Origin of the sequence: Clostridium vincentii, assembly GCF_002995745.1 — a bacterium.
GTDB lineage: Bacteria > Bacillota > Clostridia > Clostridiales > Clostridiaceae > Clostridium > Clostridium vincentii.
In genome coordinates this window covers 72,524-90,132 of the sequence record NZ_PVXQ01000011.1, presented here as the reverse complement: position 1 = coordinate 90,132, position 17,609 = coordinate 72,524, and the positions used below count along the sequence as shown (strand labels likewise).

The following is a 17,609-nucleotide window of genomic DNA, read 5'->3' as shown; positions in this document are numbered from 1 at the left end:
TAAATCCAACTCCATTCTTTTTATCTTAGCAATAAAATTATAATGGATAATTTATGTATTGGGGAGATGTTTTTACATCTCCTTTATTTTTTTGCTACCTTTGCCTACTAAAATTATACTCTAACTAAAATTATAACTCTTGGAATTTTTTCTATATCTAAAGTATTAAGCTGCTCTAATACACCTAATCCATCTAAATGTGGCATAATAATATCTAAAACAACTAGATCTGGTTTTCTCTCCTGAATTAATTGTAACGCTTCTCTACCATCCTTAGCTATACCTGTTACTACTATATCCTTTTGATTTAATAAATAATCATTAAGTATACTGCAGAACTCCTTGTTGTCATCAGCAATTAAAACTGATATTTTTGAATCTTCCATATTTATCTCCCCTTCACTAAATATTTACCATCTGTAAAATACAATTCCATTTACTATTTTTTAATATAACAATTTATAAATACTATTGTAATATATTCGACACTAGGTTAAGAAATCCTTCTATACAAATAAATGTAATTTATGAATTATATCTTTTTAATTATCAATTATACAATAGCATAATATAGATAGTATTTAATTAAAATCGCAGAATTACTTTTATTTCATAATTAGCTTCCACTATTTGTAAATTATACACCGTTATTCATTATTCGTAAATAGTTTTTAGCAAAGTTTTTTTATTTTATTTACTTTTTCTCCTATTCTCTCCTTATTAAATTTAAAATTGTATAGTTTTAATAAAAAAACGGCAAAATATTTTATTATTGCCGTTTTTTTATTTAATCAATCCTACATCTTGTAGCATCCAATCTATATATATACCATAACCTACATCAGGTTTATTAATTAGTACATGAGTAACAGCTCCTATTATCTTGCCATTTTGTATTATAGGACTTCCACTCATCCCTTGAACTATTCCTCCTGTTTTTTGTAAAAGTTTTTCGTCTGTTATTTTTATTATCATACTTTTAGGCCCTGGTTCACTTTGTTCGAATAATTTAATTATTTCTATTTCATATTCTTTAGTTCCACTTTCATCAACTGTAGTAAGTATTGTAGCTTTACCTAATTCTATTTCATCCCTAAAAGCAACTGGTAAAGGCGTTGGAGTAATTAATTTATCTGCGTTTTTATTTACTTCTCCAAAAATTCCACATTGAGTATTTTTATTAATTTTTCCTATTGGAAAACTCTCATCTTGAAAAATTCCTTTGAGTTCTCCTGGCAAACCTTTTTCTCCTTTTCTAACACTAATAATTGATGAATTCAATAAATCTCCTTCTTTAATTGAAAATGGTTCATTAGTATCTCCATCGGTAACAGGATGTCCTAGAGCACCAAATTTGCCACTTTTAGAGTCGTAAAAGGTCATAGTACCAACACCAGCAGTAGAATCTCTTACCCAAAGACCTACTTTATATCCATCTTCCTCTTCTTCTAATAATTTCACTTCTTTTAATATATTTTCATTATTACGAGTTATTTCTAATTTTAATATTCCAGTATTTGATTTTTTTACACTTTCAATCAATTGAACAGAAGTTTCTATTTTTTTGCCATTAGCTTTTGTAATTAAATCTCCTATTTCTACACCGGCATCTTTAGCGGGGCTTTCTATTTTCTCATTATTTACTACTACCTCTGAATGACCTACAACCAAAACACCGTTTGAGGATAATCTAACACCGATACTATTTCCTCCTGGTATTACTTCAATATTATCTACTTTTTTAACCAATACCGATTTTACTGGAATTACACCGAATATACTCATTTTAATAACAGAATCTTCGTATTTCATTTTAGTAAAAGGTGCTACAGCTTTAAGAGATGTCATTACTTGTAATTCATTATTTGTATATACATACTTAGGTATATTCTTAATAGAAAAGCATGTAATTATCGAAAGAATCAAGATTGGAGCTATTAACATACTTGTTTTTTTTAATATATTTTTCTTCATTTTTTTCTCCTCCTCCTTTGCTTCTATCTTTAAATTACCCATTGGACATGCCTTCTATTCTGTATTAAGTTTTCTATTATATCCAAAAATTAAAAACAAAAAAATAAAACCACCTAACCTAGGTGGTTTTATTTTTTCCTAAATCCAATTACTTATGTACTTTATAGACATTTTATTTCTTCTTTTTTCTTTTCTGAGAATATTAACATTTCCCTTACATTCTCTAAAGTTGCTTCAGTTACCTCTCTTCCACCTAACATAGAAGCTACTTGTCTGATTTTTTCTTCTGTGGATAATAATTGTATTTTAGTAAAGGTTTTTCCATCTTGAACTTTTTTAGATACAAAATAATGATGATCTGATAAAATTGCAATTTGAGGTAAATGCGTAATGCAAAGAACCTGTCGACCTAATGAAACCTGATACATTTTCTCTCCAACTCTTTGACCAACTTCTCCACTTACTCCTGTATCTATTTCATCAAATATCAATGTCGATATGGCATCTTTATCAGCAAAAACACATTTTAATGCTAGCATTATTCTAGATAATTCTCCTCCAGATAATACCTTTTCCAAAGGCTTCAACGGTTCTCCAACATTTGTCGAAATCATAATATATACTTCATCAAAACCTCTATCTTTTATAGTTTCTTCAAGACTAACTACAATTGTCATAGAAGATTTTTCAAGTCCAACATAAGAAAGTTCCTTTAGTATCTTGTCTTCTAAAGTTTTACTATATTTAGCTCTTATAGAATGTAGCCTCTGTCCAACTTCTTTCATTAAAGCTATAATTTTAATTTCCTTATCCTTTAATTCATTTAATATTTCTTCTGAGTTTATAAGTTCTTTATATCTATTTTTTAATGTCTTATAGTATTCTAAAACTTCCTCAACTGTAGCACCATATTTTTTCTTATATGTATTAATTTCATAAATTCTTTCATTTATCATAGAAAGTTTATTTTCATCATATACTACTTCATCTGAAGTATCTCTAATTTCCCTTGTTACTTCTTGAATACTATAAAATGCACCTTCTAAAATCTCTTTTTTTTCTTTTATAGATTCTAAATGCTTTTCTACAGAAGAAATTTCTCCTATAACTTTTGAAAGTGATTCTAAAATAGATTGCCCATCTTCTCTGCCTTCTAAATATTCATAACTTATTTTTAGTGAATTGGTTATTTTTTCGGCATTTGATAAAGTATTATACTCTTCCTTTAAATTTTCTTCTTCACCATTTTGTAATTTTGCCTTTTCTATATCCTCAATTTGAAATTTAGTATAATCAATTAACTTATCCCTATCATCACTGTCTTTAATTTGGGCTATTCTGTTTCTTACGTCATGTAATTTTTCTTTTAAACAAAAAAATTCATTTAATGGTCCTTGAATTTCTCTCCCAATAAAATTATCTAGATATAAAATATGATTACTTCTTTGTAGTAAACTTTGATTTTGATGTTGTCCATGAATATCTAATATTTTTTCACGAATTTTTTTTAATTGTGACACTATCAAACTTTTTCCATTTACCTTTATTATACTTTTCCCACTAAGTAGAGTTTCTCTAGATATTATTTGCATATCTTCCTTTTCTATACCCAATTCTCCTAAAATAATATCAATGTTTTTGTTATCTAAAGAAAATATTGCTTCTACGTAAGTCCTATCTTTGCCAGTTCGAATAAGATCTTTTGAAAATTTCCCACCTAGAACATAATCTATAGCATCTATAAGTATAGATTTACCTGCTCCTGTCTCTCCAGAAAGAATATTAAAGCCTTCTCTAAATTCTATAGTAATTTCTTCAATTAAAGCAAAATTTTTAATATTTAATTGAATTAACATTTTACACCACCTTATTACTCCCTTAGGAAATGTAATCTCTAATTTTAATAACTACCTTTTCTGCAGATTCTATAGTTCTTGTCATAATAAATATAGTGTTCTCACCTGCAATAGTTCCTGCTATTTCCGAAAATCCAAAACCATCTATTGCTTCAGCCACTGGTGCCGCTCCAGCTACTACCGTTTTCACTATTACCATGGTATCTATATTTTCAACTGAAACTGTTAGGGTAGATAATACATTTGTTAGCTTAACTGATAAATTAGTTTCTTCACTTTTAGGAGTTGCATAGCTGTATTTCCCTGATATCCTTTGCATCTTTAATAATTTCATATCCTTAATATCTCTTGAAACCGTAGCTTGAGTTACATCAAATCCTGCCTTTTTTAATTCTTCAGCCAACTCTTCTTGGGTTTCGATGTTTCTTTCTTTTATAATCTCTATGATCTTTATATGCCTTTTTGATTTCACAGCGTATCTTCCCCCCAATCCTTTGAATTATTTATTAGTTTTGCCCTAAGGACTTTGAAATAGTCATAATTCTTAAATAAAAGTATTTCAACATGTTTTTCTGCTCTTCTAACCTTAATTGACGTCTTTTGCTTAACCTTAGTTACTTTTTGGCCATCAACTGTTACATAGATATCTTCCTCTCCAATTTCAGGGATGATCTCAATAGTACTACTACCACCTAGCACAATGGTATGTATACTTTTCATATGAGGACATATTGGAGTTAATGTAATTAAGTCTAAATTGGGATATATAAATGGTCCTCCAGCCGAATAAGAATATGCTGTTGAACCTGTAGGAGTAGCTACTATAAGCCCATCACCTTTAAACGTTGAATATAGTTTGTTATCTATAAAGACTCTAAATTTAACCATCCTAGATAATGTTCCTCGTGCTAAAACTATATCATTTAATCCATTCTCTATTTTTTTATCTCTACCGGTTCCAATTTCACACTCTAATAACATTCTATTATCTATAGTGTAGTCTTTACACTTTATCTTTTCTATAGCTTCATCGATATCTGATATTTCTATACTTGATAAAAATCCTAAATTGCCTATGTTTATACCTAGTATTGGCACAGATTTTTCTTTATTCACTTCACGAGCCACACTAAGAATAGTACCATCTCCCCCTAGTACAACAAGCAAATCCATTTTTGCATCAAATACTTGGTTTTTTGTATGAAATGAATCAAATACAATTATTTCTTCTAAGTTAAAGTTTTTATCAAATTTATCCTTAACCATATTTAATATAGTTCCATCTTTATCTTTTTCAATATTTATTGCTATACCGATTTTCCTCATAGTTTTCCTCCTATAAGCTATATCTCTATATGTGATTTTTCAATAACTTTCTCAATATCTTCTCGATTAAAATTACTTTCTCTATTTTTATCCTTTGTAAAGTAGACTAAATATTCCCTATTCCCCTCAGGTCCTTTTATTGGAGAATATCCAACTCCAAGCACTACTAATTCACTCTTTATTAAATAATCTACTATTCCAAAAACAACTTCCTTATGTACTTCTATATCTCTAACCACGCCTTTTTTACCTACCTGTTCCCGGCCTGCTTCAAATTGTGGTTTAATAAGAGCTACTACTTCTCCACTATCCTTCAATAATCCAACAGTTGCTGGCATTATCTTTTTCAAGGAAATAAATGATACATCTATAGATGCAAAATCTAATGGTTCTCCAATATCCTCTAAAGTTACATATCTTATATTAGTTCTCTCCATACAAACTACTCTTTCATCTATCCTAAGCTTCCAAGCAAATTGTCCGTATCCTACATCTACAGAAAATATTTTCTTAGCTCCATTTTGAAGCATACAATCAGTAAATCCCCCTGTAGATGCACCTATATCCATACAGACTTTTCCTTCCAAAGTAATTGGAAAAGACTTCATAGCCTTCTCTAGCTTAAGCCCCCCCCTACTTACATAAGGAAGAGCTTTGCCCTTATATTCAATATCAGCTTCCACTGCCACCTTTTCACCAGCCTTATCAATCCTCTGCCCATTAACAAAGACTTTCCCTGCCATTATACAAGCTTTTGCTCTTTCTCTTGAAGTAATTATACCCTTTTCAACTAATAATATATCCAATCTTTGTTTTTTCTCTGCCATGTTTTACTCCTTTAATTTAAATTAGATTAAGTGCTGCTCTTGCTATGCCCTCTGCATCTAATCCATTTTCTATATAAAGAACATCTACATTTCCTTGTTCAATAAATTTATCATCATAAGCTAAAACTTTAAACTTACCCTTATAATCATATTTATTTAGATATTCCAGTATACTAGAACCAAATCCGCCCTTAGCCATATTATCTTCAATAGAGATAATATTATAGTTTTCTTTAACCAATTTAGATATTAAATCCTCATCCATAGGTTTAATAAATGTTGCATTAATAATAGTTGGATTTAAGCCTTTTTCTCTTAAAATCTCATTTGCCTTAATGGCATGTTGAAGCATTTTGCCAGTAGCTATAATGGCTAACTTTTCTCCATCTTTAACTACTTCCCATTTTCCTTCAATTATTTCTTTAATTGGCTCAAGGCCTTCTATTTCATCTCCACCTCTAGGATATCTTATGGCAACAGGGGTTGATTTCTTCATTGCCCATCTTACAAGAGGTTCAACCTCTTCAACACATTTCGGTGCAACTATAGTCATATTAGGAATCATAGAAAGATAAGAAATATCCATAATTCCTTGATGAGTTTCGCCATCTTCCCCAACTATCCCCGCTCTGTCTATACAAAAAATCACCGGTAGGTTTTGGATACATACATCATGTAAAACCTGGTCATATGCTCTTTGTAAAAAGGTTGAATAAACAGCAAAAATCGGCTTCAACCCGCTACAAGCCATACCGGCTGCTAATGTTACTGCATGTTGTTCTGCAATACCTACATCAAAAAATCTCTTTGGAAATTCATTTGCAAAACCTCTAAGTCCAGTACCATCTGGCATAGCTGCAGTAATTGCAACTACACTTTCATCTTCCCGTGCTATATTAATTATTGCTATACCAAAGGCCTTAGAATAACTGTTTTTAGGGGAACTATAAGGCTCTCCACTCTCTAAGTCAAATGGGGATACTCCATGATATTTTTCCGGACTCTTCTCTGCCTTTTCATAGCCTTTTCCTTTTTTTGTAATAGTATGTATTAAAACCGGCCCTTTGATTTGTTTTGCATTCTTAAAAACCTCACTCATAGAACGGATATCATGTCCATCAATAGGACCTAAATATTTTATTCCCATATCTTCAAATAGCATTGAAGGAACCACAAGTTGCTTAATGCTATCTTTAATTTTAGACAAGGAATTTACCACAGGCTTCCCAAACCTTAAGCTACTTAATTTGCTTGTAATATCCGCCTTAAGCTTATTATATTGCGGTTTCATTCTAAGATTACCTAAGTACTTTGACACACCACCTACATTTTTAGAAATAGACATTTGATTATCATTTAAAACAATTATCATATCAGTCTTATTAAATCCTACATCATTTAAGGCTTCTATTGCCATACCACCTGTTAAAGCTCCATCTCCAATAATAGCCACAACCTCATGGTCTTCACCCTTTAGATCTCTAGCTCTTGCCATTCCTAAAGCTGCAGATATTGATGTACTACTATGTCCAGTGTCAAAACAATCATATTTACTTTCTTTTCTCTTTGGGAATCCACTAATCCCATCTTTTTTTCTAAGATTATCGAAAGAATCTTTTCTACCAGTTAAAATCTTATGTACATAACTTTGATGACCAACATCCCATATAAATTTATCTTTTTCTATATCAAAACTTTTAAAAAGACTTAAAGTTAGGTCAACAGCTCCAAGATTTGAAGCTAAATGTCCTCCTGTTTTTGATACTTTATCAATAAGAAATTCTCGTATTTCTTTCCCTAAGATCTCTAATTCTTCATTGTTTAAATGTTTAATATCCTCAGGGAATTTCATACTTTCTAAATTTTTCTTCATTTTACCATTTCCTCTTCTTAGTATTCTCTCTCTAAAAGATTAAAAGTTAGAGTCTTTAGATAAGTTGCACTTACACTTAACCTATTAAGTAATTCTATACATTCATCTGTTAGTGTCTTGCATAAAACTTCGCACTTTTCAATTCCATACATTGTTATAAAATTGCATTTGTTCATGTGCTCATCTTTTTTCGTATTCTTACCCAATTTTTCTACTTTTCCTACTACATCCAGTATATCATCCTTTATTTGAAAAGCTAACCCAAGCTTTATTCCGAACAAATTAAGAATTTCAACATCTTCTTTAGGTGCCTCACCAAGTATTGCTCCAGCTATAATTGAAGCTTTAATTAGTTCTCCAGTCTTCTTTAAGTGCATGTATTTTAGTTCGTCCTCTGATATACTTTTTTTTGTCTCGCTTAATATATCAACAACCTGACCACCTATCATACCCTCTGCTCCTGCAGCCTCTGAAATTATCTTTGAAGCCTTTAAAGCTTTTTCGCCATGATTCAAAGAAAAGTTTATCATAACTATCATAGATTCATTTAAAAGTGCATCCCCAGCAAGAGTTGCAATTCCTTCCCCATAAACCTTATGATTTGTAGGTTTACCTCTTCTTAAATCATCATTATCCATAGCTGGAAGATCATCATGAATTAAAGAATAGGTATGGATCATCTCAATTGCTGCAGCCATAGGGATTACTTTGCTATAATCTTCTTTGTATAAATCATAAGAAAGCATTAATAATATAGGTCTTATTCTTTTTCCACCTATATTTAAACTATAACTTGAAGCTTCATATATTAATTTATTATAGACTCCCTTGTCTTTAAAATAGCTACTTAAATATACTTCTATCTCTTTTTTACAATTATCTACCTTCATTTTCGCCATTAAACTCCGCTTCTTTGTCATCATTAACAATAGAAATTTTGCCTTCTAGTGTATTTAAAGTCTTATAAAGTTTATTTACAAGCTTTACGCCTTCTTCATAAGCCTTCATTGACTCCTCAAGATTTAATTCTTCTTTATCAAGACTAGCTAATACATCTTGTAGCTTACTTAGCATATCTTCATAACTCTCTTTTTTAGCCATAAGCCCTCCTAATTAAATGGTTTAAAGTTACCCTTAACACTTCCATCCCTTAGAGTAATCTTTATATCCTTTTCAATGTTTAAAAGTTCTACACTTTTAATTATCTCTTCATTATTTTCTATTATAGCATACCCTTTATTAAGCAGGTTAGTAGGATTATGTGCCATTAAGACATTATTAAAACCTGATAACCTCTCTTTTTGTATTCTTAATCTATTTTTAATGTTTTTATTTAAATGTTCCTTTAATCCATCCACCACAAGGTAGCTGTTAACAATTTTATTTATAGGTGAGTTCACTTTTAGTATACTTTCAAATGATACCAACTTCGCTCTTTCAATTTCCAATTTATCCTCTATAGCATTTTTCATTGATTTTTCTGTGGCTTCAATATGTTTGTATATATCTTTTTCTAAATACACTGCAATTTCTGCTGCCTGCGAGGGTGTAGCTGCTCTAATATCTGACACAAAATCTGAAATAGTAAAATCCACTTCATGCCCTACTGCTGATATAATTAGAATCTTAGATTTAAAGATTTCCATTGCAAGTTCTTCTTCATTAAAATTCCAAAGATCCTCAATGGAGCCTCCTCCTCTTCCAATTATTATAACATCAACACTATTATTTTTATTGAAATATTTTATTCCCTTTATAACATCTCTATAGGCTCCAGTTCCTTGAACCTGTGCTGGATAAATAACTATATCAACTAAACTATTTCTTCTTCTTGTTACATTTATTATATCCCTGACTGCAGCCCCTGTAGCTGATGTTACAACCCCTATTCTTTCAGGCATAGTCGGCATTGGCTTCTTGCTTTCAGGACTAAAATATCCTTCCTTATTAAGCTTTTCCTTTAACCTTTCAAAAGTTATATATAACTGCCCTAAACCTTCCTTTTCAATTTCGTCACAATACAATTGAAAGCTACCATTAGCAGTATAAACTGAAGCTCTTGCACTTGTAATAACACTCATGCCTTCTTCTAGTCTAAATTTTAGAGTTTCTGCCCTATTTTTAAACATGACACAATTTATTCTTCCACTTCCATCCTTTAAAGAAAAATAAATATGTCCACTAGAATGGTATTTTAAATTAGAAATCTCCCCTTTTACAGAGAGATTATTAAGTATGAAATCATTGTCTACTATTCTTTTAAAGTAATTATTAACCTCACTTACTGATAAAGTTTTAATCTTCATTTTTTTTCAAAGCCTCACAAACATTTTTTAATAAAAGAGTCGTAGTAAGAGCTCCTACTCCACCTGGCACTGGTGTTACAAAAGCTGCTTTATTTATTACCTTTTCAAAATCTACATCTCCTGTAATTTTGCCCTCAACTGAGGATGTCCCAACATCTATTACTATAGCTCCATCTTTTACATAGCTATCATCAACAAATTTAGGTCTACCAATTGCTACCACAAGAATATCGGCTCTTTTACAAACTTCTTTTAGGTTTTTAGTTCTTGAATGGCAAATAGTTACTGTAGCATTTTCATTTAATAATAATTGTGCTACAGGCTTACCTACAACATTACTTCTTCCAAGTACAACTACTTCTTTTCCTTCTAAATTAACATTTAAACTTCTAAGCAAAGTAATTACTGAATTTGGTGTACAAGGCAAAAAACCCTCCACACCCATATAAAGTCGCCCTTGAGATTCTGTAGTTAAACAATCTATATCCTTATTAGGACAAATTGCATTAATCACTCTATTTTCATTAATATGTTTAGGCATAGGTACCTGAAGTATAATTCCTTGTACCTCATTGTCTTTATTTAGTTCCTCTATTAAATCAATTAATTCTTCCTCTTTTATATTTGATTCTAATACTATTTTATTAAATAATAATCCTAAAGATCTAGCAACTTTTTCTTGATTATTCATGTAGTAAATAGAACCACCATCATTTCCCACTAATATTGATGCGATTTTGGGAATATTCTTTCCATCCTCAGATCTTTTTAAAACATAGGATTTAATTTCTTCCTTAATGTTTATTGCTATCTCTTTGCCATTAATTACTTGCCCCATATTTTAACTTCCCCCTTAAACTTCTTTAAGAACTTTATCTAATACTGCATTTATAAAGGAAACACCTTTTTCATCAGAATATATCTTTCCTAGTTCTAACGCTTCATTTAATGCTACCCTACTTGGCACATCTTCTAAATATTTCATTTCATATATTCCAAGTCTTAATATGGTTAAGTTAACTTTAGATATTCTCTCTATCTTCCAATTTATAAGATTCACTTCTATAATTGAATCTATTTCAGCTTTATTCTTATCTATTCCTTCTAAAACTTCTCTTATGTACTCTAAATCTAATTCCTTTATGTCTCCGTCAAAATTATCTAGGGATGTTTCTATGGCCTCATTTGGCGTATCCTTGCTAATTGCCATACCAAATAATATTCCCATTGCTTTTTCTCTTGATTTTGTTCTACTCATGTTTTCCTCCAAAATTTTATAAAATAAATTTTTCTCATTATATAATTAACTCTCTATCTACTATTATAAACCTAAACTATTTTTAATAAACAGCCTTTTTAATTTTATCATAAGCACTTCAAGCTTTCCACAAAAATATATAAGTTAACATCATAAAAAACCTCCGCTTTGTAGCAGAGGTCTTTATTATTTTTCTGTATCTTCAGTTTTTGGCAAGTAAATGTTTTGAACATACACATTTACAGCATCAACCCCAAGTCCTGTCATAGCTTCTACGGTCTTTTTAACATTGTCTTGAACCTGTGATACAACATCCAATATTTTAATACCATATTCAACTGAAACAGCTACTTCAATTATTGCTCTGTCTTCTTCAAGAGTAACCTTAACAGCCTTTCCTGATGATTTCTTACCTTTATTAAATATTTGTGATATGTTATTTGAAACTCCTGATTGAAACTCCATAACTCCTGTTATCTCTTCTGCTGCTATACCAGCTATAACACTTACAACTTCATCTGAAATCTTTACAATTCCAGCATGCTCATCACCGCTTACTTCCTTCATTCTGCTTACCTCCTAAGTTTTGATCCTCAAAACTAATAATCTTATGTTAATTATAACAAATTCATTTTTATATTACAATGGATTATTTTTTTACCTCTATTGTTACATCTTTTATATTGGCAGCATTTTGAACTATTTCTTGTATTACTGCTCCATCTTTTTCACTTAGTCCATCTTCTGCATTGACTATTATACTTGCTTGCTTTTGATCCTCTGAGATTTCACATAAGGCATCTACATATCCCTTATTTTTTATATTTAATTCTATAGTCTTTTGCTTGTCTTGTTTGAGTGTATTTGTTTGAAGCTGATCTGTAGCACTTGCTTTTTGCTCTGCTGAAGTATTTTCATTGTCTGCTATAGCTTTTAAGCTTTGTACCGTAGTTGCATCCTTCTGTTCTCTTTCGCTTCTGGAATCAATAAAGAAATCCTGTTGACTTATTGTTTCTGTATCAGTTGCTTCCTCAACCTCATTTATTCCATCCTCTGCTGAGAGCACAGCGCTTAAATCACTAGGATCATTAAGTCCCCCATTATTTAATTTAGCCGCTAAGATTGCAGTACATACTATAAGAGCTAACAATGTACATATTATACCAAGTTGTTTTTTAGTCATTTTTTTCTCCTCCCATCTAATACCTATTGAATTATATGCTGTTACTTCATTGGATATACATTTACTTTGTTTGCAGGAATGTCATATAAACTTTGTATCGCCTTCTCAATATCACTTTTAGTTTTACTACTCTTAGCTCCATCTGCAACTACTACAACTCCAATCACTTTGGGCTTATAACTTTCAAGTATAAAGGGTTCATTTTCCCCATCATTGCTTGTCATAACTACAGTAGATCCATCATTCTTTTGGTTATTAACACGTTTTCCTCCTTCTTTATCTGTTTCTTCAGTAATTGTTGTTTGAGTTGTTGTATCATAGGCTGGCACCTTAACCTCACCACTTTGAAAATTAATCATTGCATCCACATCACCAATGCCTTCTATTCTCTTTAAAATATTTATCAACTCTTTCTTCTGTTCATCTTCATAATTAGCTGTATTAGTTTCATTCATTGTTTCGTTAGTAATTGTTTCCGCGCTGGTATTTTCACTTATGGTGTTTACACTCTTTGGTGCAAAAAAATTAATGGCAATTAATACAAAAGATAATGCTAATAGTATACATAAAACATAACTAAATTTCTTATCTTTAAGTAATTTATTAAGTTCATTTAAAATTTTATCCTTATTCATTTTTCCCCCTTCTTTTCCTATAGGTAGTCTACCTGTATTTTTTCCTCTTCAACCTTTAATTCTTCACTTAAAAATGTTCTTATTTCTTTTTGAATACTATCATCTTTATCCTTATCATTACTTAAATCCACCTCCTCTATCTTCTTAACTCCATTTGTTTGGACTCCAATTATTAGTTTATCTACCTTAAAGGTCATTTTTGTAAAATCTACATCACATTTGATTTCACTTATAAAATCGTAATTCTCAAATTTATCCTTAAGTAGGCTTACACAATTTTTATTAAAGTTTTCATTGAAACTCTTTTCTCTTAATCTATCTTCATCCTGCGTATTTGTTTCCTTAGCTGAGCTATTCGTAATTTCCTTTTCATATTTATCAATGACCTCTGTTATCACCCCTTCACCTTTTGAAAAGAAGTTTATTATAGGACTTAATAATACTGCGATCAAAATTAATCCTAGAACAAATTTGACATATTTTTTCATACTATTATCTGGACCAATTATCTCAATGGCAGTTATAAATATTAAGGTAGTCACAATGGTAATAACAAAATTGTTAATTAATTCCATGTTTAACCTCCCACAATAAACTTACCTGCAGATGCCATTATAGCAAGCAATACAAAGAACATAAGGCTTACACTTAGAACACATGACAGTAGCATTATTAAAGAGTCTCCTGCAGCTGATATAACCGAAGTTATCCTCTTGTCACTTATTGGCTCAACTAAAGCTGCTGATAACTTATATATTAAAATCATTAAAATCATTTTAGCTATAGGGTAAAGTATTATTAAAATGATAACAATTAACCCTATGCCGCTTATAGCATTTTTTATTATAAGTGAATATCCAGCAACTGACGTTATAGCATCAGAAAACGCTTTACCAACAATTGGTACAAAATTATCTACTGCAAATTTAGTGGTTTTCAAAGCAACTGCATCAATCGTTGTTGCTGTTATCCCCCTAATTGTTAATAACCCTATAAAAATAGTAATTATTATCCCTTGCATCCATAAAGTTGACTGTCTAATCATATTGCATAAATTATCTATTTTATGCTCCTCCGAAAGGTTATTGGCAAATTGTAATACAAAACTTATTAAAATTAGCGGAATTATTAATGTGGTATATATTCTAGGAATAATAACTACTGCGCCCATTACAATTGGGTCAATAGTAGCCGCCTCTGCAATACCTCCAGCTAGTCCGATCATAGTAACAAGTATTGGAAGTATAGCTCCCATAAAATCAGATATACCGTATATAACTTCCTTAGCCACAGATATTGATATTAAAAAGCTTTTAGAAAGTACCATAATTAATATTGAGTAACACGCATAGAAAGCTACCGTTGATATACTCTTATTACTAAAGGATTCTTGTAGATTATTAAGAAACGAACAAAATATAGCAATGGCTATCAAAGAAACAGCAAATTTCAATACACTTCCTACTTCTTTAAACAACATGCTTACTATAGCTTTTCCCACTTTAGCTATTGAAATATTTCCTTTTCCATTCTTTATATAGCTTTTTATATATTCAATAGGTTCAAGTTCATTCATTAATTCCACATCAGTTTTCTTGTTATTAATATAGTTATATAAGTTATTTAAGTCCTTCGTGGTACCATCATTCATGGTTATTTCCTCTTTGGTAGTCGCATCCACATTAGTTAATTCTTCTGTAGCCGCTACTTTAATAGACGGAACTAAAACTATAAATATGTTTATTACTATTAAAATCATTAGTCTTTTATAAACTTTCATAATATACCTCTATAAAATTAGTAATATAGAATCTAATACAGCCATTAAAATTGGTATAGCAAGAACTAATATAAAGATCTTGCCTGCAAATTCCACCTTAGACGCAAGACTTCCGGCCCCTGCATCCTTACATATTTCGCTTGTAAATGTAGCTAAGTATGATATAGCTAATATTTTCAAAATTATTCCTAGATAAATCATGTCTATACCTGCTTTTTCTGACATGTTTTTTAGAAAACTTAAAATTTGTCCGAGTTCTGACAGGCAAAAAATAAAAACCATAGCTCCAGCAGCCATTATAATTAGTACAGCCATATCTGGCCTTCTGTCCTTAAATACTAAAAATATAAATAACGCAACTAAAACAAATGCTACTACCTTAAATATCAACATATCATCACCTAAAACAAAAACATAGTCTTGACAGAATTAAACAAATCGTTTATCAAAGAAATAAGCATAATTAAGATAATAACTACCCCTGCTATATTTGTAATTGCTGCTATATCATCTTTGCCAGCACTCTTCAAGACCTTGTCTAAAATCACCAGAACGATACCGGCCCCCCCGATTTTAAAAAGTATACTTATATCCAGCATGAACATCATCCTCCATTATCATAATAAAAGTATAGATATCATAGCTCCAAAGCAGATTCCCAGATATCTATATAACTTAGTATTTTTTTTTGCCAGCTCTGAAGCTTCATCAATATTACCCTTTAAGTTTTCTAGGGCTAGTTTAAATATTTTTTCCTGACCATATATGCCGGAGGCCCCCAAGGACTTTAAAAAGTCTTCAAGTATGCTCTTATCTTCCTTTTCAAAGTAAAGATCATTTTCAACCTCTTTATATACTTTTCTAAAATTTGAATATACATCACCTTCAGCCCCACTAGATAATCTATTAGCTACAGTATTTAACAGATACTCCATTGGAGCTTTCATTTTCTTAGCTACATCTTCAAGAGCCTCGGGGAGTGGTGTGTTATTATATAGAATCTCATTTTGTAGAAGAATAATCCCCTTGTAGCTTTCCTTTAAATGTATAAACCTTTTCCTAAAGCTATCTCCATAAATGTATCCTAAGGTTGAGCAGAAGGTAAATATAACTATTATAAGCATTACCTTAAGCATATTTTCTCTCCTCCTTTTGATAAAGAAAACACACCTTCAATAGTTCCTACACCCTTACTATTTCCTAAAATAATAACTCTTTCCAGGATATTGTTTGTAATTAAATCTTCAAAGACCCTTCTACATAATAAATCTTCAATATTCGACCCATGTAGAGTTACTATTATGTTCACTCCAGAATTAAAAGCCATTTGGAGCGCTTCCACATCCTTAATTGTTCCGATTTCATCACAAATTAACACCTCAGGAGAAAGAGATCTTATTGCCATTATCATACCCTCACTTTTCAGACAATTATCTAAAACATCTGTCCTTATACCAACCTTCATTTGTGGCACTCCTAAATAACTTGCTGCAATTTCACTTCTTTCATCAATAATAGAAATTTTCTTTCCCTTCTCTGATAAACTTTTCCCTATATCTCTTAATATTGTGGTCTTTCCACATTTAGGTGGAGAAATAATTATTGTATTATAAACTCTATTGTCAGTTGTAATATATTGTATTACATCTCTAGAGCATCCTATAATTTCTCTACATATACGTATATTTAAAGATGAAATATTTCGTATCGTCTTTATCCTTCCTCCTTCCATAACGCATTCCCCTGCAAGTCCTACTCTATGGCCTCCTTTAATTGTAATAAAGCCTTGCTTAATATCCTCCTCATAAGCATAAAGAGAATAATTTGAAATTCTTTGTAAAATATATTTTACGTCTTCCCTAGTAGATATATATGCTAATACACTTTCTCCCTTTGAAGAAATGGTAATTACCGGCTTCTCAGCCTTAATTCTTATCTCCTGGAGAGTTTTATCTTTTAGATAGTCCTCTAAATATGGAAGAATTTTAGTTGGAAACATTTTTTCAAAGCCCGCCTCCATAGTTATCGTCTCCTCTTTTATATTTACTCCTACTTAATTTTTATTTACATTACCGTAGAATTATTACATAAACTAGAAAAAATATGTAAACTAAATAAAGACAAAAAAATCCATTGATAAGATTTTAGTCTTATCAATGGATTTGTTTTTTTATATAATATTTTCATCACAATAGGGACAAGGAATTCCTTTATTCTCTTTAAGTGCCGATGCTTCAATATAAATGGTTTTTCCGCATCCTTTGCAAGTAACCTCTTTAAATTCTTCCTCTATCTCATCTAATTCTTCTAAGGATACCTCTTCAAAAAGTTCTTCTTGTATATCTGATATATCATCATCCAAGTACTTAAGATTTTCTGCTAAAACTGCTTCATTAACCATAATTTCATGAACCTTAGCTGATAATCCATCTAATACACTGGATACCTCATTAAATAGTTCTTTATAATTGTCGTCCTCTATTTTTAAAATTTTGCTGTTTAATCTATCAATTTTACTTTTAATTTCTTTCACACAAACACTTCCTTATATATATTAAAAAAAATTGCTAAGCTCTATAAACTTAGCAATT

21 protein-coding genes and 1 pseudogene are annotated in these 17,609 nt (G+C 30.7%); all 22 read right to left on the bottom strand.

The annotated features are described in order from the left end of the window. Positions 1-116: 116 nt before the first annotated feature. Positions 117-386 (bottom strand): annotated as a pseudogene (locus CLVI_RS07030) (response regulator); the annotation flags it as partial. A 397-nt stretch (positions 387-783) separates the two neighbouring features. Continuing rightward, complete coding sequence (spoIVB, locus tag CLVI_RS07025) at positions 784-1,974, bottom strand: SpoIVB peptidase (protein WP_106059411.1); 1,191 nt, start codon at positions 1,972-1,974, stop codon at positions 784-786. A gap of 161 nt (positions 1,975-2,135) precedes the next feature. After that, a complete protein-coding gene (recN, locus tag CLVI_RS07020) occupies positions 2,136-3,830 on the bottom strand; it encodes a DNA repair protein RecN (protein ID WP_106059407.1) in 1,695 nt (564 codons plus the stop codon). Positions 3,831-3,852: 22 nt separating this feature from the next. Continuing rightward, entirely contained in the window at positions 3,853-4,302 is a 450-nt protein-coding gene (locus tag CLVI_RS07015) for an arginine repressor (RefSeq protein ID WP_106059406.1), read from the bottom strand. Beyond that, positions 4,299-5,156 carry an NAD(+)/NADH kinase gene (locus CLVI_RS07010; protein ID WP_106059405.1) on the bottom strand — a complete coding sequence of 286 codons (858 nt, stop codon included), beginning with the start codon at positions 5,154-5,156 and terminating at the stop codon, positions 4,299-4,301. Before CLVI_RS07010 ends, CLVI_RS07015 begins: the two co-directional genes overlap by 4 nt. A gap of 17 nt (positions 5,157-5,173) precedes the next feature. After that, the gene (locus CLVI_RS07005; protein ID WP_106059404.1) at positions 5,174-5,983 is read right to left on the bottom strand and encodes a TlyA family RNA methyltransferase; all 810 of its coding nucleotides are present in this window, start codon (positions 5,981-5,983) and stop codon (positions 5,174-5,176) included. A 16-nt stretch (positions 5,984-5,999) separates the two neighbouring features. Continuing rightward, positions 6,000-7,856: a 1-deoxy-D-xylulose-5-phosphate synthase gene (gene dxs / locus CLVI_RS07000; RefSeq protein WP_106059403.1), complete on the bottom strand. Its 1,857-nt coding sequence runs from the start codon at positions 7,854-7,856 to the stop codon at positions 6,000-6,002. 17 nt (positions 7,857-7,873) lie between these two features. Further along, the gene (locus CLVI_RS06995) at positions 7,874-8,746 is read right to left on the bottom strand and encodes a polyprenyl synthetase family protein (protein WP_106059402.1); all 873 of its coding nucleotides are present in this window, start codon (positions 8,744-8,746) and stop codon (positions 7,874-7,876) included. Next, entirely contained in the window at positions 8,733-8,957 is a 225-nt protein-coding gene (locus CLVI_RS06990) for an exodeoxyribonuclease VII small subunit (protein WP_106059401.1), read from the bottom strand. Before CLVI_RS06990 ends, CLVI_RS06995 begins: the two co-directional genes overlap by 14 nt. Before the next feature lie 8 nt (positions 8,958-8,965). Continuing rightward, positions 8,966-10,162, bottom strand: a complete 1,197-nt coding sequence (gene xseA / locus CLVI_RS06985) for an exodeoxyribonuclease VII large subunit (RefSeq protein ID WP_106059400.1) — start codon at positions 10,160-10,162, stop codon at positions 8,966-8,968. Next, positions 10,152-11,000 carry a tetrahydrofolate dehydrogenase/cyclohydrolase catalytic domain-containing protein gene (locus CLVI_RS06980; protein WP_106059399.1) on the bottom strand — a complete coding sequence of 283 codons (849 nt, stop codon included), beginning with the start codon at positions 10,998-11,000 and terminating at the stop codon, positions 10,152-10,154. The genes xseA and CLVI_RS06980 overlap by 11 nt, the downstream gene beginning before the upstream one ends. 15 nt (positions 11,001-11,015) lie before the next feature. Then, positions 11,016-11,420, bottom strand: a complete 405-nt coding sequence (nusB, locus tag CLVI_RS06975; protein ID WP_106059398.1) for a transcription antitermination factor NusB — start codon at positions 11,418-11,420, stop codon at positions 11,016-11,018. A gap of 186 nt (positions 11,421-11,606) precedes the next feature. Further along, entirely contained in the window at positions 11,607-11,987 is a 381-nt protein-coding gene (locus CLVI_RS06970) for an Asp23/Gls24 family envelope stress response protein (protein ID WP_106059397.1), read from the bottom strand. A gap of 82 nt (positions 11,988-12,069) precedes the next feature. Then, complete coding sequence (locus CLVI_RS06965; RefSeq protein WP_106059396.1) at positions 12,070-12,603, bottom strand: SpoIIIAH-like family protein; 534 nt, start codon at positions 12,601-12,603, stop codon at positions 12,070-12,072. Positions 12,604-12,644: 41 nt separating this feature from the next. Beyond that, positions 12,645-13,238: a stage III sporulation protein AG gene (gene spoIIIAG / locus CLVI_RS06960; protein WP_106059395.1), complete on the bottom strand. Its 594-nt coding sequence runs from the start codon at positions 13,236-13,238 to the stop codon at positions 12,645-12,647. 17 nt (positions 13,239-13,255) lie between these two features. Next, a complete protein-coding gene (gene spoIIIAF, locus CLVI_RS06955) occupies positions 13,256-13,813 on the bottom strand; it encodes a stage III sporulation protein AF (RefSeq protein ID WP_106059394.1) in 558 nt (185 codons plus the stop codon). A gap of 2 nt (positions 13,814-13,815) precedes the next feature. Beyond that, complete coding sequence (gene spoIIIAE / locus CLVI_RS06950; RefSeq protein ID WP_106059393.1) at positions 13,816-15,018, bottom strand: stage III sporulation protein AE; 1,203 nt, start codon at positions 15,016-15,018, stop codon at positions 13,816-13,818. Positions 15,019-15,027: 9 nt separating this feature from the next. After that, positions 15,028-15,411: a stage III sporulation protein AD gene (gene spoIIIAD, locus CLVI_RS06945; RefSeq protein ID WP_106059392.1), complete on the bottom strand. Its 384-nt coding sequence runs from the start codon at positions 15,409-15,411 to the stop codon at positions 15,028-15,030. 8 nt (positions 15,412-15,419) lie between these two features. Continuing rightward, positions 15,420-15,617, bottom strand: coding sequence for a stage III sporulation protein AC (gene spoIIIAC, locus CLVI_RS06940; protein ID WP_106059391.1), 198 nt, complete (start codon positions 15,615-15,617; stop codon positions 15,420-15,422). Positions 15,618-15,635: 18 nt separating this feature from the next. Continuing rightward, positions 15,636-16,154 (bottom strand): stage III sporulation protein SpoIIIAB, encoded by a 519-nt coding sequence (gene spoIIIAB, locus CLVI_RS06935; protein ID WP_106059390.1) that lies wholly within the window; start codon positions 16,152-16,154, stop codon positions 15,636-15,638. Beyond that, positions 16,142-17,038: a stage III sporulation protein AA gene (gene spoIIIAA / locus CLVI_RS06930; RefSeq protein ID WP_106059389.1), complete on the bottom strand. Its 897-nt coding sequence runs from the start codon at positions 17,036-17,038 to the stop codon at positions 16,142-16,144. Before spoIIIAA ends, spoIIIAB begins: the two co-directional genes overlap by 13 nt. A gap of 150 nt (positions 17,039-17,188) precedes the next feature. Further along, entirely contained in the window at positions 17,189-17,551 is a 363-nt protein-coding gene (locus CLVI_RS06925; protein WP_242980599.1) for a CD1247 N-terminal domain-containing protein, read from the bottom strand. Positions 17,552-17,609: the final 58 nt, after the last annotated feature.